Origin of the sequence: Paraburkholderia denitrificans, from assembly GCF_042655705.1 — a bacterium.
Taxonomy (GTDB): Bacteria; Pseudomonadota; Gammaproteobacteria; order Burkholderiales; family Burkholderiaceae; genus Paraburkholderia; species Paraburkholderia denitrificans.
Genome location: NZ_JBHSMP010000011.1, coordinates 204176 through 222333 on the forward strand (window position 1 = coordinate 204176; position 18158 = coordinate 222333).

Genomic DNA, 18158 nt, shown 5'->3' on the forward strand with positions numbered 1-18158 from the left:
TAAAACACACACGATGCCAGGACGCATGCCTCAGGAGGTCTTGCCGTCCTTCGTCCGGGCCGGTGTTTGCGCGGGTGTTTCTTTCGCCGCGGCGGCGAGCGGATCGGCGTCGTGCGTCCTGGCAAGCGACGAGGCGGCGTCGCCTTCGGGATCGCCATTCATCGGCACCGTGCGCGCGCGCACGGCCTCGCCGGGCCGCACACGCTGCGCGCCGTTCACCACGACGCGCTCGCCCTGCTGCAGCCCGCCCACGATCACGCGCAAATTGCCCTGCTGTCCGCCGATCTGCACGGGGCGATACGTGACGTGGTCGCCCTTGTCGAGCACGTAGACGAACTTCTTGTCCTGGTCGGTGCCGATAGCGGTGTCGTCCACGAGCAGCGCCGGATGCGGGGCGCTGCCGCTCACCTTGATGCGCGCGTAGAGGCCCGGCACGAGCGTGCCGTCCGCGTTGTCGAAACGCGCGCGCACGCGGATCGTGCCCGACGACGTGTTGAGCCGGTTGTCCACCGATTCGATCGTGCCCTTGCGCGAATAGCCCGACTCATTCGCGAGCCCAAGCTCCACCGGCATAGCCGAACCGTCCTTCATGTGGCTGATGTAGTCGAGGTAGGTCTGCTCGTCGGCGTCGAACCCGGCGTAAATCGGCGAAACCGAAACCAGCGTGGTAAGGGACGCCGCGCCCGCCCCCGCCGACACCACGTTGCCCACGGTAATCTCCGCGCGCGACACGCGCCCCGACACCGGCGCGACGATGCGCGTGTAGCCCAGGTTGATCTGCGCCGCTTCGAGCGCGGCCTGCGCGGCCTTCAGGTTCGCGCTCGCTTCGCGGGCGGCGTTCTGCTTCTCGTCGTAGTCGCGCTTCGCGATGGCGTTGTCGCCGATCAGACGCTGCGCGCGCTCCCAGTCGCTCTGTGCGTAGCCCGTGCGCGCCTGCGCGGCGGCGAGCTGCGCAGCGGCCTGATCGACGGCCGCCTGATACGGACGCGGGTCGATCACGAACAGCGTATCGCCCTTCTTGACGAGTGCGCCGTCGCGGAAATTCACGGAAACGATCGTGCCCGAAACCTGCGGCCGGATATCGACTTTCTCGACAGCCTCCAGGCGGCCCGAGTAGCTCTGCCAGTCGGTGACGGTGCGCTGGATCACGGCGGCGACGTCTACTTCGGGCGCGCGCGGCGCTTCAGCGGCGGCGGCCGGATGGGTTTCGAGGCGCATGGCAACGAGCGCGCCGAACCCGGCAACCGCAACGACGGCCAGCGCCGCCATTGCGATACGCGTACGGGAAAACGATTTGAGTGACATGTCCGGCTCCACGAGAGTTGATTGAATGTTCTTTATCTTTTTGCGCAGGCCTCGAAGCAGCACTTGAAGAAGCCCACGGCTTCGCTGAGCGCGGCTTCATACGCGACAAGCTGCGCGTGCGAGATGCTCGGATAGCGCACCACCTGCGTGCGAACGCCCGCCTCGATCAGGCGGCTCGCGTACTTTTCGGCCTCGATATGCAGTACGTCGTTTTGTGCGGTGACGATCAGCGTCGACGGCAAACCCGCCAGCCGCGACGATTCGAGCGGCGCCGCGTACGGATGCATGCGCTGCGCCGCCTCGGGCAGATAGGCGCGATAGCACGCGGCGCATTCGCCTGCGGTAATGTCCGAGCCGAGCCGGTGTTCGTCGCCGAGGCGCGTGAGGCTCGGATCGAGCATCGGCGCAAAGAGCGCCTGTGCGACGAGCCGCACGTCGCCGCGATCACGTCCGATGAATGCGAGCACATTCGCAATCTGTCCGCCCGCGTCGTGACCGGCTGCCATCACGCGCTTCGGGTTGCCGCCGAACGCGCGGGCACGTGTGATGATCCACTGCGCGGCGCGATGCGCGTCTTCGGGCGCGGCCGGAAACGGAAACCGGGGTGCGAGCGAATAGTCCACCGAAACGACGAGCGCGGGCAGGTGCTTCGCGAAATAGCGCGACGCTTCGCTGCCGTCGTCGATCGTGCCGCGCACGAAACCGCCGCCGTGAAAATAAAGCAGGATCGGCAGCCCGCTCGCACCGGCAGGCCGGTAAAGGCGCAAGCCGATTTTTTGCGCGTAGCCATCGATTTCGACGTCCGTCACCAGCAGGTCGTCCGTTGCCGCCGCCGCTGTTGCCGCACTCGCCACACTCGCCACACCCGCCGGAGTCGCGCCTGAACCCGCAGGCGCGACAGGGCGAGGCGCGCCGGACGCCGGGTCTTTCTGAAGCGTGTCCTCGGCGCAGGCCGGCGAGGTCGAAGGCTTGAATGCATCCATGTCGAAACGGCGCAGTGCGCGAAATTAGATTCGAATGGAGCGCATTGTGAATTCGGCAGACCTGCAAATAAATGCCTATAATCCGGCAACACAATTCAGCGCACCCGAACAATCTGTCGCTCGTTTTACGCGCAGGGCAGCCGAATTCTTACGGAGAATGGCAATGGACCGCCTGCAAGCCATGCAAGTGTTCACGCGTGTCGTCGACACCAACAGCTTTACGCGCGCAGCCGAAACGCTCGACATGCCGCGGGCTTCGGTCACGACGATCATCCAGAATCTCGAAGCGTTTCTCGGCGTGCGCCTCATGCATCGCACGACGCGCCGCCTGTCGCTCACACCCGACGGCGCCGCGTATTACGAGCGCTGCGTGCGCATCCTCGCGGACGTCGAAGAAACCGAGATGACGTTCCAGGACCGCAACCGCAAGCCGCACGGCAAGCTGCGCATCGACATGCCGGGCTCGATCGGCCGCGCCATCGTGATCCCGTCGCTGTGCGAATTTCACTCGCGCTACCCGGATATCGATTTGCAGCTCGGACTCACCGACCGGCCTGTGGATCTCTTGCAGGAAGGCGTCGATTGCGTCGTGCGCGTCGGCGCGCTGCAGGATTCGTCACTCGTGGCGCGCCGCATCGGCCTTTTCGAAGGCGTCTCGTGCGCGTCGCCGGCCTATCTTGAGCGGCACGGCACGCCGCAGACGCTCGAAGACCTCGAAAACCACCGCGCCGTGAACTACTTTTCGAACCGCACCGGGCGCGTGATCGACTGGGCCTTCCTCGTCGGCGGCAAGGAAGTGGAAATCAAGCTCAGCAGCATCGTTTCGGTGAACGACGCCGATGCCTATGTCACCTGCGGCGTCGAAGGCTTCGGCCTGATCCAGCCCGCCCGCTACCAGGTGCTGCCGTATCTGAAATCGGGCGAACTCGTCGAAGTGCTGCCCGACTTCAAGCCGCTGCCGATGCCGATTTCGGCGGTCTATCCGCACAGCCGCCATCTGTCGCCTAAAGTGCGCGTGTTCGTCGACTGGATCGCCGAGGTATTCGACCGCTGCCCGCTCTTGAGCGGACGCGGGTCGCTCGACAAAACCTGCACGAAGCGTACCCCCGAAGAGCGCGAATCGGGCACGACCTTCGAAACGCCGGTCGTTACCGAGTGGGTCGCATGATGCGCGGCATGCGCGCCGCACGGGGCTGATACGCGGCGCGCGCAACTGCGGACCGCAATGACAAAGCGGATTATTCCGGAATTTCAACAATTCAATTCACGGCCAGCGCGTTGATCCCCGGCGCGCGCACGCCTATAGTCCTCATGTCGTTACGCGGCATTCGCGTCCCGCCGGTTCATGGCGATGACGCGTCGCCACGGCGGTTATTCCGGATAACGAATCATCGAGGATCCAAAATGAATTTCGCAGAACCTTCCGAACTCGATCAATGGGACAGGACGACTCCCGTCTGGACGCCGTTCCGGCATTGATCGCAAGACGCAAAAAGCCCGGCAATCGTGCGATTACCGGGCTTTGAATTGTCGCTCGGCCATCCTCAGCGGACCACGAAATCCGGCTCGAAAAACACCCAGCGCACTTGCGGGAATTTCGCCTGAAGGTCCGCTTCGATCACGTTGATCGCGGCAACCATCGCGCGGCTTTCGGCGTAATAGATCATCTCGGCCTGCACGGCCACGACGATCTCCTTGCCCCATTGCAGCGTGATCAGATTGATGATGCTGCGGATCTCGCCGCGCGCGCGCAAGAACGTCTCTATTTCGCCGCGCATCTCGGGGCTCGCCGATTCGCCGACGATCATCGACTTCACCTCGCGCGCAATCAGCCCCGCGATCGTCATCAGCAGCAGCCCGACGCCGATCGAGCCTAACGCGTCCCATACCGGATTGCCGGTAACGACGGTCAGCAGCACGGCTGCGAACGCGATGGCAAGACCGGCCAGCGCCGCGATGTCCTCTCCGGCCACGACGAGCAGATCCGATTCGCGCGTCTCGCGAAACCACCGCCACAGCGACTTCGTCGGCGCACCCGCACGGATCGCCCGCAGCGCGCCGATGAGCGAGAGCGTCTCCAGCACCACCGAAATGCCGAGCACCGCAATCGCCACGTATGCATGCTGCAGCGGCTCGCGCGCGATCAACCGGTGAATGCCCTCGTACACCGAAAATGCGCCGCCCACGAAAAACAGCAGCAGCGCCACGAGCAGCGAATAGAAATTGATCGCGCGGCCCGAACCCATCGGGTGCAGCGGCGAAGGCGGCTTGCGCGACTGGCGCAGGCCGAACAGCAGCAACAGTTGATTGCCGCAGTCGGCGCTCGAATGGATCGCCTCGGCGAACATCGCGCCGGAGCCGGTGAGCGCCGTCGCCGCGAACTTGATGATCGCGATGCCGGCGTTCGCGGCGAGTGCGTAAAAAATGGCCTTCGACGACTCCGCGCTCATGCGACCTCGACGCGTGCCGGGCCCGCGTCCAGTTCGCCGATGATGCGGGCATCGGCAAAGCCGTCCTCATGCATGATCGCGAGCACGTCGGCGACACAGTCGGGCGCGCAGGCGACCAACAAGCCGCCCGACGTTTGCGGGTCGGTGAGCAGCGCCTGCGCGACGACCGGCAGGTCCGCGCCAAGCTTCACACCGTCGCCGTACGAGGCCCAGTTGCGGCCCGATGCGCCCGTCAACACGCCGTCCGCGGCCAGCGCCTCGACGCCGGGCAAGAACGGCAGGTCGGCGTAGCGCACGCGCGCGGTCAAACCCGCGCCGCGCGCGATTTCGAGCGTGTGGCCGAGCAGGCCGAAGCCGGTCACGTCGGTCATCGCGTGCACGCCGTCGAAGGCAGCGAGCTTCGCGCCCGGCGTGTTGAGCTTCGTGGCGGCGGCGATCATCGCCTGGTAGCCGGCGGCGTCGAGGCGCTCCTTCTTGAGCGCCGCCGAGAGCACGCCGACGCCGAGCGGCTTGCCGAGCACGAGCACGTCGCCCGCGCGCGCCGATGCGTTGCGCTTCACGCGGTCCGGGTGCACGACGCCGATTGCGGCGAGCCCGTAAATCGGCTCGACCGAGTCGATCGAATGGCCGCCCGCGACCGGAATGCCCGCCGCCGCGCAGACATCCTCGCCGCCGCGCAGCACCGCGGCGATCACGTCGTGCGGCAGCACGTTGATCGGCATGCCGACCAGCGCGAGCGCGAGGAGCGGCTTGCCGCCCATCGCATAGATGTCCGAAAGCGCATTCGTGGCGGCGATGCGGCCGAAGTCGTAAGGATCGTCGACGATCGGCATGAAGAAGTCGGTGGTCGCGACAATTGCCTGCTCGTCGTTGAGCTTGTAGACGGCGGCATCGTCGGCGGTTTCGGTGCCGACCAGCAGATTCGGAAAGGCTGCAGTAATCGGCGTGCTGCGCGCGAGCAGCGCGGAAAGCACGCCAGGGGCGATCTTGCAGCCGCAGCCGCCGCCATGCGAAAGGCTGGTGAGACGCGGAGCGGCAGAAGGAGCAACGATTGGATCGGTCATGATGGGCGCGAGGCGAAATAGTTCGAGCCGATATTATGGCCAGTTCCGGCAGCCCCTGCACGCGTGCCGCACGCGCCCGCCGTTTCACGACTGGCGCGATGCGGAACGCCGCCTACCCATTCGACATGACGCGGGCATGTCGTCACCATGTCGGCGCCATGTCGGCACGATGACCACACCATCGCCGCTCAGCCAATGCGAATTCCATTGCGCGTATTCGACCGACGCGTCCAGTCAATGCACGACCGCGTCTTCATTCTTCACTTACATGATTTCTTCCACAACGATTGACCGCGCATCCGTCGATCGGTCTTGACATACGTCATCCGGAAGAAAAACGCGATCCCGGCATGTATCGAAACAAGCAGCGGCGCAAGCAGGACGAATTGTCGTAAGCCTGTGAAATGTGCCTGAAAAACAGTGCTTTTCTGTTATGTAGCGATCACAAGCCAGGGTTCATCAGCTTGGCAGGCAACGGCACATGCACTAGTCTTTCTGGAGTCCGCTGTTGGTCTCGCAAACAACGGAACGCTCGATAAATTGCTTCCCAAAGTGCAGCACGGCAGTTTCGATCAACGCACAGTCTTGTCTCGCTGATGCGTCGTCTCGCTGATGTCTGCGCATAAGCCGATGCTCTCGGGGGAGAACCAGCAAGCTCAATCATGGAGAGACACCGTGAAGCGCGTGCCACTTCGTCGGATTCAAGCAATCAGTTACGCGACACTCCTGCTCTTTAGCACCGCCGCCAAGGCTCAGTCGCTGGAGAACCAGGCGGCCCAGGACAACATCACCACCCTGCGGCAGGAACTCAACACCCGCATCAAGGAACTCGAAGCGCTCAAGCACAAGCTCGCCGAAGAGGAGACGAATATCGGCCGGCTGAGCCACGCGCTCGACAGCAAGCAGCTCGAACTGCAGCGCGGCACGGGCGGCACGGATATGAACGGCTTGCCGGTGGGCACGACTGCGACCGGCGACGCGGCGGCGGCACAGGCCGCGACAACCGACCAGGCAGCCAGCGCGCAGGCCACGACGCCCGCCACGAACGCGCCGGCTGATCAGAACGTGCCCGTGCAAGGCACGTCGCCCGGCGGCGTCACGTCGGCGCCCGTGGAAAACGGCCAAGCGGCAAACGGTCAGAATGCGCCGGTGGGCCAGGCGCCCGTCGTCGACACGCGTCCGCCCGCAGTCGCGCCGATCTTCGAGCAGCCCGGCGTGCTCACGCCAAGACACAAGTTCGTCATCGAACCGTATTTCCAGTTCGCGTACTCGTCCGAGAACCAGCTTTCGCTCGTCGGCTACACGATCATCCCGGCGCTCCTGATCGGCCTCATCAACGTGAGCGAGGTGAAAACCACCACGCTCACGGGCGGCGTCGCAGTGCGCTACGGGATCACGAACCGGATGGAACTCGAAGTACGCGTGCCGTACGTCTATCAGACCAACGATACGGTGGAGCGGCAGGTCTTCACCGGCGCGGCGGCCAACAGCGTGATCAGCAGCAACGGCCATGGCATCGGCGACGTCGAAATGACGTTGCGCTATCAGTTCAATCAGGGCGGTCCGGAAAAGTTCTACTACGTCGGCTGGCTGCGCTTCAAGAGCGCAACGGGCAAGAGCCCGTTCGACGTCGTCACCGATTGCGTGACGACCTGCGTCTCGAACACGACCGGCACCGGCCTGCCGTTGCAGCAACCGACCGGATCTGGCTTTTACGCGATCCAGCCGGGCCTCACCTGGTTGTTCCCGACCGACCCCGTCGTGTTCTTCGGCAACTTCAGCTATCTGCACAGCTTCGGCAAGAAGGAAAGCCTGACGCTGCTCAACGGCGCGACCGAGAACCTCGGCAAAGTTCAGCCGGGCGACATCTGGGGCTTCAACATCGGTATGGGTCTTGCACTGAACGAGAAGGCCTCGGTCAGCATCGGCTACGACCAGAGCATCGTCTTGCCGACTTCGCAGGACGGACAGAGGGTGCCCGGGTCCGTGCGCGCGATACTCGGCACGCTGCTGATCGGCTATTCGTACCGGCTGTCGCCCTCGACGACGCTCAACTTCTCGCTCGGCGCGGGCCTCACGCGCGATACGCCGGACCTCACGGTCACACTGCGCGTGCCGATCTCGTTCTGACCGGCAGCGCGCCTCGCACCCACGCCCGCGTCTTGAACCTAGCGCGGGCGCACCGCGTTGAGCAGGGCGCTGTTGATCGTCGCGCCCACGTTCTGCGCCTTGAACGGACCAAGCGAGTTCACCGACGTATTGATCGTCGTGAGCGCCTGGATCAGCTGGTTGCTGAGCGTGTTCTGGATCACGCCGCCCGTCAATCCCGGCAATGCGCCCGTTTGCACCGCATTGCCGCTGCCGACCTGCACGAGTCCGCCCGTGCTGGCCGACGCGAGCGCCTGCGCCTGCTGCGCCGTCATCGTGGCGATATTGGGGATGTTGAAGTTGGTCGCCGACACCATGTTGCCGTTGACGAACGCGACACGCTCGATGCCGAACGACACCTGCAACCCCGACGGCAGATCGAAGCCGCCACGCATGTCGTCGAGTTGCCGGGGCGTCAAGGCCGACGCCGCGAGCGGCGCCCAGTTGGGATCGCTATATGCGGCATCGGTTTGCGGCGCGGCGATCGGATCGCCTTGCAGCCGTGAGGCAGGCGCGTCGCCTGCCGTCATCACGCGCCCCTCGGTCACGGTGGGCGTATCCTGCTCGATCGCGCCCACGCCGAACGACGTCATCTGGCCAAACAGCACGGCAGCGATTCCAGCAAGTCTTAGAGGTCGAGGTTTCATCGTCATCCTCAGAATTCTCCGGGCCCCAGCTTCGGCACCACGACGCTGAACAGCCCCTCGCGGGGTATCGCGGTGTAAAGCGGCGCATCGGGCGCGACGTGCCAGTCGCGCTCATCGTTGAACCTGGCCTGTGCGGGCTTGTTATGAATGACGAATACCACACGGTCCAGCCACTTCTGCTCGAAGTCCGCGCGCGACATGGCCCGGGTTCCCGTCGCCGGATCGCCGATCAGCACGCGTCCGGCGCGCACGCCCTTGACGACCACGAAGTGGTGATAGCCATGCTCGACGATCAGGACGATCGCCGGAGTATGGGTCTGCTCGAGCTTGTCGAGCGGCACTTCGTAGCCATCCGCCTGAAAGCCGCGCGACGCCAGAAAGTTGCGGATATCGAGCAGCGAAAACCCTTCGCGGCGGATCTTTTCCTGATCGCCGTTCTGGAACATCGTGACGAACGCCTGCTGCTCGGTGACTGGATAGTCGTACTGAAAAGTGAGCAGCGTCGCCACCGCCGCCGAGCCGCAGCTGAAGTCGTACTGCTGCTTGACGGTCCACTTGAAGCGGGCTTCTTTCAGGCTCGTCACGTGCAGGGCGTAGTACCCGCCGGCCGGATCGGTCACGTCGATGGGATCGGCCCGCGCCGCCGACGCGGCGAGAGCGCACGCGAGACCGCACGCAAGTGCAGCAGCCACGGCGAATCGCTTCATGGCTTCAGTTCCCGAAGCGTACGTTGAGCACAGTCGCGTTCTGGATCAGCACATTGGCGCCGGTATTCTGGATCACGGTCGGCAGGCCGCTCGAACTCGCGAACGAGCCTTCGGAGATCGTGTTGGAACCGGTCTCGACTCGCGTCGCGGAGTTGTTCACGACCGCGCCGGTCAGATAATTCTGGCCGATCAATACGTCGCCGCCGCGGTGCTCGTCGAGTTGATCCGTCGTCATCGCCACGCCGAACGCGTCTTGCTTCGGCGGCGCTGCGGCTGTTGTCCCGCTCGCGGGCGGCGTTGCCGCGGCGCTCGTTTCAGGCATACCCGCAGGCGCGCCCGCAGGCACGACCGACGGCAGCGTGAACAGGGGCGCGGCAGCCTGCACACCAACCAGCGCACCAGCCTGCGAACCAACCTGCGCGGACGGCGCCTGCACCGCATCGTCCGCATGCGCGCAGACACCGGGCAGTGCCAACGCGGTTGAAACCAGGAGCAGCGAAATTCTCCTTCGCGCTTGCATGGGCCTCTCCTTTGCCTGAGTGCGCCACGGGTCGTCGGGGCGCAAAAAAGGCACGTTCAGGACCTCGGTCTCGCGGAAGTGGATGGCTGAAACGTCACTGTCCACCGGACCTCGGTGCGGTAGCCGCGAGGCGCACTGGCGTACGCCCCGCGGTGGATCCCCCGGCATTCATGCATGACAAATCCGACTCAGTGGCCTACGGTCAGGTTGGCCTGAACGGTGACGGCCTGTTGCGCAAGCGAAGCTGCACCGCTGTTCTGGCTCATGATCGAGATGCCCGCTGCCGACTGCGCCGCAGCCGTCATCGTGTTGCTCATATCGAACGTGCCAGCGTTCACCGTGTTGGTGCCGCCTGCTCCGCCAGCGCCACCGACTCCGCCCGTGCCCGTACCGCCATTGCCAGTTGCACCTGCCGCGCCCGCTACGCCTGCTGCCCCAGCTCCACCCGTGTTTCCGGTTGCGTTGCCGTTTGTCGCAGTCGTCGTTGCGCTGCCGTTGCCGCCGCTGCCGCCGGTGCCCGATCCGCCAGCACCGCCAGCGCCGCCCGTGGCGATGGCTGTGCCGCCCGCGCCGCCCGTGCCGCTACCGTTACCGCCAGCGGCCGTGGTCGTGCCGGTCGTCGCCGCGCCGCCCGCTGCCGTGGCAGCACCGCCTGCCCCGGCACCCGAGCCGCCTGCCCCGCCGCCACCGCCCGCGCCGCCAGCAGAGGTTGCGGACACATTGGACGATGCGCCGGCCAATGCGCCGCCACCATTACCGCCGTGCCCGCCGTTGCCGCCGCCTCCGCCGTTGCCGCTGTTGTTGCCGCCGAAGCCGATCGCGAGGCCGCCTGCAGCCCCGTTGCCCGCCACTGCCACGCCGCCAGAGCCATGACCGTTACCGCCCTGCGTACCGCCTGCAGATGCGGTGCCGCCGTCGCCACCGGCACCACCAAAGCCGTTGCCAGCCGTGGCGCTGCCGTTCTTGACGCTACCGGCCGAAGCGTTGCCGTTCGTGGCGTTACCGCCGTTGCCGCCGTTGCCGCTGGCACCGGCGTTGCCGCCGTTGCCACCGACACCAGCGCCACCGTAGCCAGCACCGGCCGCGCCAGCCGAACCGCCTGAAGCACTACCGAAGTTCGTCGCGACGTTGCCGATGTTCGTCACGCCAAGGTGACTGACCGAGCCGTTCAGCGTGCTCAATGCGACAGCCTTGCTGTGATTGAAGGAGTCCTGTTCCAGAGTCGCCCACGAGGCCACTTCGTTGGCATTGCTGCCGGAAGTAGCGGTCTGGGTATTCGACGCGCTGGCCGTGAGCGAATTGGCCCCGCTCTTCGAGTTCTGGTCGCAGGAACCCTTGTTGTCGCTGCAGGGGTTAGCCATCGCCATGCTGCTGAAGCCTAATGCCAGCACCGCAGCGGCCGCCATTAGAGTTCGTTGCATAAGACCTCCTGATGACTAGTGACCCACAGTCAGGTTCGCCTGCACCGTAACGGCCTGTTGCACGAGCGAAGCCGCGCCGCTGTTCTGGCTCATGACGACGATGCCCGCTGCCGACTGCGCAGCGCCCGTCATGGCGTTGGCCATGTCGAACGTGCCCGCGTTGACCGAGTTGGTTCCGCCAGCGCCGCCAGCGCCACCGACCGCGCCGTTGCCCACGCCACCGTTGCCCACGCCGCCCGCGCCGCCTGCACCGCCCACTGCACCGCCAGCACCGACACCTGCCGTCGCGCTGCCGTTCGAGGCCATGCTCGCCGCGCCGCCGTTGGTCGCGCTGCCGCCCGTGCCCGTGCCGCCAGCCCCGCCGCCGCCGGCCAAGGCCGTCGCCGCGCCGCCTGCACCGCCGCTGCCCGTGCCCGTGCCGCCCGTGCCGGAAGTCGAACCGGTCGTCGCCGCGCCGCCCGTACCGCTGGCCGCGCCACCCGCACCGCCACCGGCCGCGCCGGCATTGCCTGCGCCGCCCGCGCCGCCAGCCGAAGTCGACGTTGCAATCGAGCTGTTGCCGGCACTCGCGCCGCCGCCTGCGCCACCGGCTCCACCTGCTCCGCCGCTGCCGCCGTTGCCGCCGTTGTGGCCGCCACCCGCAGCAGCGAAGCCGCCCAGCGCTACGCCAACACCCGCGGCCCATCCGCCGTGACCGCTGCCGTTGCCGCCCTGCGTGCCGCCTGCATGCGCGTCGCCGCCGCTTCCGCCGTTGCCCGCGTAACCCGAACCGGCCGTCGCGCTGCCATTGGTGGAGTTGCCAGCCCTCGCGCTGCCGTTCGTCGCGTTGCCGCCCGAACCGCCCGCACCACCAGCGCCGCCATTGCCGCCGTCACCGCCGATGCCGATGCCGCCATAGCCCGCACCGCCAGCGCCACCCCTACCGCCTCTCGCGCTACCGTAGTTGGTCGCGTAATTGCCGATACCGGAAACACCAACGTTGGCGACGTAGCCGTCGAGCTTGCTCAACGCCACGACCCTCGTACTGTTGTTGGAGTCTTGCCAGACGCTCGCACCCGACGCGATTTCATTGGCGTTGCTGCCGCCTGCCGTCTGGGTGGAGGTTGCCGAGCTAGTCAGGGAGTTCGCCCCCGACGTAGACGACTGATCACAAGCCTTGGAGTTGTCACTGCATGGATTTGCCATTGCGTACCCACTGAACCCCAGGGCCAGGGCTGCAGCGGTCGCCAGTATTGTCATTCGCATGGGATCCTCCTGTTGATGAAGGGGCGGCTTGGCCAGATTGCGCCAATCCGGCTCGCTTCACGCACAGGACATGCCATGCACTTACGTACTTGAATTTACAAAGGAAAGCGGCGTTTCCGGCGGATTCCGGAAAGCGCGCGGGATGCCTTACAGGCCTTTATGTTTCAGGACTGAAACAAATATATCAATGCCGCACTGCTGCGCAGTAGGTGTGCATTCACAAAATTCTTTAAATTCAATTAATTATCTTTTTCATATGAAGTGAAAATAGCTTCATAAAAAACGTTTCGCTTTTTTATCATTCGCCCAGGCAATTCCGCGTCAATCTTGTCTGATTATAATTGTTATATAACAGAATGCCCTTTACGCAACAGGCAATACAGCCCGGAAGTCACATAAACAGGGCCGTCCAGCCGACCAGGCGGGCGAGCCTAAAACGTATCTCCTGCGATTTCTGCCATCCATCGAGAATCCATAATCCGACTGAAGAAAGTACGTAACCAAACCTCGATTCCAGCTCATTCTTCATGCTATTAAATTTAACACAAACGTGACAGCTAACGTCAATTCATTACGTACGTACGCACACAATAATTGCAAATATAATTACGAGGAAATGTTTAATAACCAGTTGCGCGATTAATCTTGGTATCGGAGAAAAGCGGTTATCGAACGTGGCGCTGGCGCTCGCCCGCCAGTTCGGCCTGCCAGTTGCCGACCATGGTGCTGGTCCAGTGCGGATCGTCATGCGGCAGATCGTGTCCGGCCGACGGATGCTGGTGGTGGCGCGCCTGCCACGCGGCGGCAAGGCTCGCCGAGCATGCGGGGTTCACGAGCCGGTCCTGTTGCGACGACAACAACAGCAACGGGCACGCGGGCGCGCGCGGCGCCGCGCGAAATCGTGCCGCCGCAACGAGTTGGCGAAGCGCATTGCCACGGCTGACCGGCGCGCTTTCGCGGATTGCCGTCCAGGCGGCGAGATCGGCATCGAGCGACGTGCGGCGGTTGCAGGTGATGCGGTGAATCACGGTTTCCGCGGCACGCGCATCGCGCCAGCACGCGGCCAGCCGGATCAGATCGGGCCAGCGCTGCGGGCGCAGCCGCTCCCACGCGTAACTGAAAGGCCGCATGCTCGTATTGATCAACACAAGCTGTGCGACCTCACGCGGATACGTCTGCGCCCAGGCCGTCGCCACCATGCCGCCGAGCGACATGGCCAGGATGCGGTACGGCGGCGGCGCCCCCTGTTGCAGGGCTGCGGCCCGCACGAACGTCACCATCTCCTCCGCCGAAAGCGGCGCGTGCAACGTTGCATAAACACCGTTGCCCGGCAGGTCGAGCGTCAGCATCCGCCCTGCGGGCACCGCGTCGCCTAGCAATTCCGGCAAGCGCCCCCAGTGCCGGCTTTCCCGTGTCAGCCCGCGCAGCAGGATCCAAGTGCTCATACGCGGGCCTGGCCCCTGTCCCGGTGATACCAGTGTTCGATTGCACGGTGCAGCAACTGCTGTCGGTCGTGCCCCTGCGGTAGCCAGCGCTGCGCGGAATACGCGGCGCGCGTGAGGAACTCCATCAGGTTTGCATGACGCCGCAGCACGCGCGCGGTGCGGTGCGCCTTCACGGGATTGAACATGCCCTGGCGCGAAAAAATCTGCCTCGGATTCTTCTTGATCCACAGCCACGAGCCGAGTTCGAGCGTGAGCGGCAAGAACACGTTTTGCTCGGGCGCGTGATCGTAAGCGAAGTCCCACAGATCGCCATGCAGCAGATATTGATGGCTCTGCGGCTCGAACGTGTAGCCGTGGTGCGGATGCGCGTGCTCGAACATCCGCTTGAGCACGTACATCTCCGGCAAATTACGCATGAGCTGGCGCGTGCGCGCGTAGGGAAACCAGATGCTGTCCCGCCACCCGTAGCCCGAATGGCAGTCGAGTGCGAAGCTGAGCGGGCGGCTCGCCAGTTCCTCTTCGACGATCTTCAGCAGCGCCGCCGCCTCGATCTCCAGCGGCGCGCCGCGCCGCCCGCGATACCACGGCAGCCACGGGCCGACGCGCTGGCCGCCCGCGAGAAACGGCACGTGTCCGTCGGCGTTCTGCGGCGCGTTGCGCATCAGGTCGATGCCGTTCGGATTCGCCCGCGTGGCAAGCCACATGCCGCCGGGGTTGACGATCGGGCAGCAGTAAATCCGGATTGATTCAAGGGTGTAGGCGAGAACCTCGTCCCATGCGAGCCGCTCGATGAGCGCCCGCATGTAGTCGAGCACAAGCTGCGAGCCGATACGCTCCAGTCCGTGAATGCCGCCGAATAACGCAACCGCGGGGGCCTGCGGGTCGGTCGAGCCGACCGATGCAACGAGGATCTCGAACCTGCGCCCGCGCACCTCGACCGTGGCCAGGCTGCGCGTGTCGAACCACCTCGCCCCTTCGTCAAGTAGCGTCTTCAGGTCCTCGTATTCCTCGAAGCTATCGGGCAGAAAACCAAGAGCCTGCATGGAACGTTGCTCGGTCAAAGGAAGGGCCGCGTTTGCGGTGACAGTGGGCCACGCTTCCCGCCAATATAGTCCCTCCATATGACTGTCGTGCATCGGAAATGCTGGCTGGTGCACCGGGATCCGACTATGCGTCCGGAGTCGCCGACCCTGCGCTTTCGGCGACCGGTCGCGGGTCGCGGGTCGAGTGTCGCGAAAAGCGGAAAGCGCACGACACGCACGCGACATCACTGCGACGCGCGCAGCCTCCGTCAGGTTCATGAAGTCGTCTAGACATTACAAATCTTTCACCCAGCCGTCATAGTCCTTTTCTAGAATGGCCCGACTCAGCGACTCACACGCGACTCTCCTGATTAATATGGACGCCATACGAATCGAACGACTCTCAAAGACCTTTGCGAACGGCCGCAAAGCGCTCGACGATATCGACCTGCGTATCGGCACCGGCGAAATGGTGGCCCTGATCGGCGCTTCGGGATCGGGCAAATCCACGCTCCTGCGGCATGTCTCCGGTTTCATCGCCGCCGACCAGCAACCTTCGCATATCGAAATATTCGGCCGCCCCATTCAGAAAAACGGCCGCATCGTGCGCGAGGTGCGCAACATCCGCCGCGACGTCGGCTTCGTGTTCCAGCAGTTCAATCTCGTGCACCGGCTCACGGTGGAAAAGAACGTGCTGATCGGCGCACTCGCGCGGCTGCCGCTGTGGTGCCGCTTGACCGGATGCTTTCCGCGCGGCGAGCGCGAGCGGGCGTTCGCCGCGCTCGAGGAAGTCGGCATCAGCGACAAGGCGCACGAACGCGCCGCGGATCTCTCCGGCGGCCAGCAGCAGCGCGCGGCAATCGCGCGCGTGCTCGTGCAGCACGCGCGCCTCATCCTCGCCGACGAACCGATCGCCTCGCTCGACCCCGAATCGTCGCGCCGCGTCATGGACCTGCTCACGATGCTCAACCGCCAGCACCGGCTGACCGTGGTCGTCTCGCTGCATCAGGTCGATATCGCCATGCATTACTGCACGCGCACGGTCGCGCTGCGCGACGGCCGCGTCGTCTACGACGGCCCGAGCGCGGCGCTCACGCCCGCACTGCTGCAACAGCTTTACGGCAGCGCCGCGCGCGAACTGCTGGACCCTGTCGATCCTGCCGCGCCCCCCGCTCCCGCAGCCCCCGTGGGCGCGCACCGCTTCGGCAAACAGCCCGAACGATCGGAACAATCCGAAGCAGCCTGAACCGATTTCCCTCAACGTGGACTTCAAGCCATGAAACTGTTCCGCTCCCTGCTCGCGGCGAGCGCCGCGTGTCTCGCCTTTACCGGCACCGCAGCGCACGCCGAAGACCTGAACTTCGGCATCATTTCGACGGATTCGTCGGCGGTGCTCAAGAAGGCCTGGCAGCCGTTCATCGACGACCTCAACCGCAAGACCGGCCTGCAGGTCAAGCCGTTCTTCGCCACCGACTACGCCGGCATCATCGAAGCGATGCGCTTCAACAAAGTCCAGCTCGGCTACTTCGGCAACGCATCGGCGATGCAGGCCGTCGACCGCTCGAATGGCGAAGTCTTCGCGAAGTTGCGCTCCGCCAACGGCGACGCGGGCTATAAGTCGGTCGTGATCACCAACGTCAACAGCCGGTTCAAGACGATTGACGATGTCTTCAAGAATACGAAGGACGTGACGCTCGGCTACGGCGATCCGAACTCGACCTCGGGCACGCTGGTCCCGGGTTACTACCTGTTCGCGCAGCGCAACGTGGCGGTCAACGCGAAGACCTTCAAGGCCGTGCTGCCGGCGAACCACGAGTCGAACCTGCTCGCCGTGGTCAACAACAAGATCGATATCGCCACCAACAATACGATCACGCTGGACACGCTGGAGCAGACGCATCCGGATCGCTTCAAGAAGGTGCGCGTGCTGTGGACCTCGCCGGTTATCCCGTCGGACCCGCTCGTGTACCGCAAGGATCTGCCTGAAGCGACGAAGCAGAAACTGCGCGACTTCTTCTACGGCTATGCGAAGACCGATCCGAACGAGAAAAAGATCATGGCCGCCATCACGGGCTTTGCGGGCTTCGCACCGTCGACGGACGCGCAGCTGATCCCGGTCCGCCAGATCTCGCTGTTCCAGGAGAAACGGAAGATCGAGTCCAACGCGACCCTGGCCGACGACGACCGCAAGAGCCAGATCGCCGCCATCGACGCGAAGATCAGCGCGCTCGCCGCTGAATCGAAGCAATGAGCTTCGCGCACCCCGACGGTGCGCGCGCAGCAGCCACGGCAGGCGCCGTGCCTGCTGCCGTGCGGGCGCGGTACGCCCTGGCAGCGCAGTCCGAGAAGCGCAGCTGGCGCTCGCTCATCGGCTGGGCGCTCGTGTTCGTGCTGCTCGGCGCAACCTGGCGCGGCGCGGACATGCGCCCGCTGGACCTGTTCAGCGACACCGCGAGCATGGGCGAGTTCGCCCGCGACTTCTTCCCGCCGAACTTCTCCGAGTGGCGTTTCTATGTCCACGAGATGTGCGTGACGCTCGCGATTGCGCTGTGGGGCACGGTGCTCGCAGTCGTCTGCGCGGTGCCGTTCGGGCTCATGTCGGCGCGAAATATTGCGCCCGGGTGGATCCGCCATCCGGTGCGCCGCGCGATGGACGCAAGCCGCGCGATCAACGAGATGGTGTTCGCGATGCTGTTCATCGTCGCGGTGGGGCTCGGCCCGTTCGCGGGCGTGCTGGCGCTGTGGGTCCACACGACCGGCGTGCTGGCCAAGCTCTTCGCGGAGGCCGTCGAAGCCAGCGACTCGCGTCCGGTCGAAGGCGTGCGCGCGACGGGCGCGAATCCGCTCGACGAAATCATCTACGGCGTGCTGCCGCAGGTGACGCCGCTGTGGATCTCGTACGCGCTCTACCGCTTCGAATCGAACGTGCGCTCGGCGATGGTGGTGGGCATGGTCGGCGCGGGCGGCATCGGCGTCGTGCTGTACGAGAAAATCCGTTCGTTCGACTATGCACAGACCTGCACGGTGCTCATCATGGTGATCGCCGTGGTCACGGTCATCGACCTCTTCTCCGCCTGGCTGCGCGAACGTGTGATCTGAACGCGGTCGCGGCCAGTCAGGTCGGTCTTTCCGGCCGCACGCGGGCATGCACCGATGCCCGCACCCGCGTTCGCCCGCCGCCGCTTCCCCCCTTCCCCCCTT

The 18158-nt window shown here is 64.9% G+C and carries 16 protein-coding genes; 5 read left to right on the forward strand and 11 right to left on the reverse strand.

Annotated features, from left to right (window positions below; genetic code table 11):
* Positions 1-30: 30 nt before the first annotated feature.
* Positions 31-1305, reverse strand: a complete 1275-nt coding sequence (locus ACFPTO_RS09135) for an efflux RND transporter periplasmic adaptor subunit (RefSeq protein ID WP_377710970.1) — start codon at positions 1303-1305, stop codon at positions 31-33.
* 32 nt (positions 1306-1337) lie between these two features.
* Positions 1338-2288 (reverse strand): alpha/beta hydrolase, encoded by a 951-nt coding sequence (locus ACFPTO_RS09140; protein WP_377710971.1) that lies wholly within the window; start codon positions 2286-2288, stop codon positions 1338-1340.
* A 163-nt stretch (positions 2289-2451) separates the two neighbouring features.
* Here ACFPTO_RS09140 and ACFPTO_RS09145 point away from each other — a divergent pair, with 163 nt between their 5' ends.
* Positions 2452-3456, forward strand: a complete 1005-nt coding sequence (locus tag ACFPTO_RS09145) for a LysR family transcriptional regulator (RefSeq protein WP_377710973.1) — start codon at positions 2452-2454, stop codon at positions 3454-3456.
* A 376-nt stretch (positions 3457-3832) separates the two neighbouring features.
* On the opposite strand, the gene ACFPTO_RS09150 is transcribed toward ACFPTO_RS09145, so the two are convergent.
* Positions 3833-4738 carry a cation diffusion facilitator family transporter gene (locus ACFPTO_RS09150; RefSeq protein ID WP_377710975.1) on the reverse strand — a complete coding sequence of 302 codons (906 nt, stop codon included), beginning with the start codon at positions 4736-4738 and terminating at the stop codon, positions 3833-3835.
* Positions 4735-5802, reverse strand: coding sequence for a selenide, water dikinase SelD (gene selD, locus ACFPTO_RS09155; RefSeq protein WP_377710977.1), 1068 nt, complete (start codon positions 5800-5802; stop codon positions 4735-4737). Before selD ends, ACFPTO_RS09150 begins: the two co-directional genes overlap by 4 nt.
* A 675-nt stretch (positions 5803-6477) precedes the next feature.
* Here selD and ACFPTO_RS09160 point away from each other — a divergent pair.
* Entirely contained in the window at positions 6478-7932 is a 1455-nt protein-coding gene (locus tag ACFPTO_RS09160) for an acetate kinase (protein ID WP_377710978.1), read from the forward strand.
* Positions 7933-7970: 38 nt separating this feature from the next.
* On the opposite strand, the gene ACFPTO_RS09165 is transcribed toward ACFPTO_RS09160, so the two are convergent.
* From ACFPTO_RS09165 to ACFPTO_RS09195, 7 genes are all read right to left on the reverse strand, one after another.
* Positions 7971-8597: a hypothetical protein gene (locus ACFPTO_RS09165; protein ID WP_377710979.1), complete on the reverse strand. Its 627-nt coding sequence runs from the start codon at positions 8595-8597 to the stop codon at positions 7971-7973.
* An 8-nt stretch (positions 8598-8605) separates the two neighbouring features.
* Positions 8606-9304, reverse strand: coding sequence for a C39 family peptidase (locus ACFPTO_RS09170; RefSeq protein ID WP_377710980.1), 699 nt, complete (start codon positions 9302-9304; stop codon positions 8606-8608).
* A 4-nt stretch (positions 9305-9308) separates the two neighbouring features.
* Entirely contained in the window at positions 9309-9824 is a 516-nt protein-coding gene (locus ACFPTO_RS09175; protein ID WP_377710981.1) for a hypothetical protein, read from the reverse strand.
* 188 nt (positions 9825-10012) lie between these two features.
* On the reverse strand, positions 10013-11245 hold the full coding sequence (locus tag ACFPTO_RS09180) for a hypothetical protein (RefSeq protein ID WP_377710982.1): 1233 nt from the start codon (positions 11243-11245) through the stop codon (positions 10013-10015).
* A 15-nt stretch (positions 11246-11260) separates the two neighbouring features.
* A complete protein-coding gene (locus ACFPTO_RS09185) occupies positions 11261-12490 on the reverse strand; it encodes a hypothetical protein (protein WP_377710984.1) in 1230 nt (409 codons plus the stop codon).
* A 665-nt stretch (positions 12491-13155) separates the two neighbouring features.
* Positions 13156-13935, reverse strand: a complete 780-nt coding sequence (locus ACFPTO_RS09190; RefSeq protein WP_377710985.1) for an alpha/beta fold hydrolase — start codon at positions 13933-13935, stop codon at positions 13156-13158.
* Positions 13932-14978 carry a M14 family zinc carboxypeptidase gene (locus ACFPTO_RS09195; protein ID WP_377710986.1) on the reverse strand — a complete coding sequence of 349 codons (1047 nt, stop codon included), beginning with the start codon at positions 14976-14978 and terminating at the stop codon, positions 13932-13934. The genes ACFPTO_RS09190 and ACFPTO_RS09195 overlap by 4 nt, the downstream gene beginning before the upstream one ends.
* A 355-nt stretch (positions 14979-15333) precedes the next feature.
* Between ACFPTO_RS09195 and phnC the strand changes: the two genes are divergently transcribed.
* From phnC to phnE, 3 genes are read left to right on the forward strand one after another with little or no spacing between them, the layout of a single operon-like run.
* Complete coding sequence (phnC, locus tag ACFPTO_RS09200) at positions 15334-16203, forward strand: phosphonate ABC transporter ATP-binding protein (protein ID WP_377710988.1); 870 nt, start codon at positions 15334-15336, stop codon at positions 16201-16203.
* A 30-nt stretch (positions 16204-16233) separates the two neighbouring features.
* Entirely contained in the window at positions 16234-17208 is a 975-nt protein-coding gene (gene phnD / locus ACFPTO_RS09205) for a phosphonate ABC transporter substrate-binding protein (protein ID WP_377710990.1), read from the forward strand.
* Complete coding sequence (gene phnE, locus ACFPTO_RS09210; protein WP_377710992.1) at positions 17205-18056, forward strand: phosphonate ABC transporter, permease protein PhnE; 852 nt, start codon at positions 17205-17207, stop codon at positions 18054-18056. The genes phnD and phnE overlap by 4 nt, the downstream gene beginning before the upstream one ends.
* The last annotated feature ends 102 nt before the right edge of the window (positions 18057-18158 follow it).

Bases quoted from the DNA above. Each gene is read 5' to 3' on its own strand.
- ACFPTO_RS09135 (WP_377710970.1), bottom strand. From the start codon at position 1,305: ATGTCACTCAAATCGTTTTCCCGTACGCGTATCGCAATGGCGGCGCTG.
- ACFPTO_RS09140 (WP_377710971.1), bottom strand. From the start codon at position 2,288: ATGGATGCATTCAAGCCTTCGACCTCGCCGGCCTGCGCCGAGGACACG.
- ACFPTO_RS09145 (WP_377710973.1), top strand. From the start codon at position 2,452: ATGGACCGCCTGCAAGCCATGCAAGTGTTCACGCGTGTCGTCGACACC.
- ACFPTO_RS09150 (WP_377710975.1), bottom strand. From the start codon at position 4,738: ATGAGCGCGGAGTCGTCGAAGGCCATTTTTTACGCACTCGCCGCGAAC.
- selD (WP_377710977.1), bottom strand. From the start codon at position 5,802: ATGACCGATCCAATCGTTGCTCCTTCTGCCGCTCCGCGTCTCACCAGC.
- ACFPTO_RS09165 (WP_377710979.1), bottom strand. From the start codon at position 8,597: ATGAAACCTCGACCTCTAAGACTTGCTGGAATCGCTGCCGTGCTGTTT.
- ACFPTO_RS09170 (WP_377710980.1), bottom strand. From the start codon at position 9,304: ATGAAGCGATTCGCCGTGGCTGCTGCACTTGCGTGCGGTCTCGCGTGC.
- ACFPTO_RS09175 (WP_377710981.1), bottom strand. From the start codon at position 9,824: ATGCAAGCGCGAAGGAGAATTTCGCTGCTCCTGGTTTCAACCGCGTTG.
- ACFPTO_RS09180 (WP_377710982.1), bottom strand. From the start codon at position 11,245: ATGCAACGAACTCTAATGGCGGCCGCTGCGGTGCTGGCATTAGGCTTC.
- ACFPTO_RS09185 (WP_377710984.1), bottom strand. From the start codon at position 12,490: ATGCGAATGACAATACTGGCGACCGCTGCAGCCCTGGCCCTGGGGTTC.
- ACFPTO_RS09190 (WP_377710985.1), bottom strand. From the start codon at position 13,935: ATGAGCACTTGGATCCTGCTGCGCGGGCTGACACGGGAAAGCCGGCAC.
- ACFPTO_RS09195 (WP_377710986.1), bottom strand. From the start codon at position 14,978: ATGCAGGCTCTTGGTTTTCTGCCCGATAGCTTCGAGGAATACGAGGAC.
- phnC (WP_377710988.1), top strand. From the start codon at position 15,334: ATGGACGCCATACGAATCGAACGACTCTCAAAGACCTTTGCGAACGGC.
- phnD (WP_377710990.1), top strand. From the start codon at position 16,234: ATGAAACTGTTCCGCTCCCTGCTCGCGGCGAGCGCCGCGTGTCTCGCC.
- phnE (WP_377710992.1), top strand. From the start codon at position 17,205: ATGAGCTTCGCGCACCCCGACGGTGCGCGCGCAGCAGCCACGGCAGGC.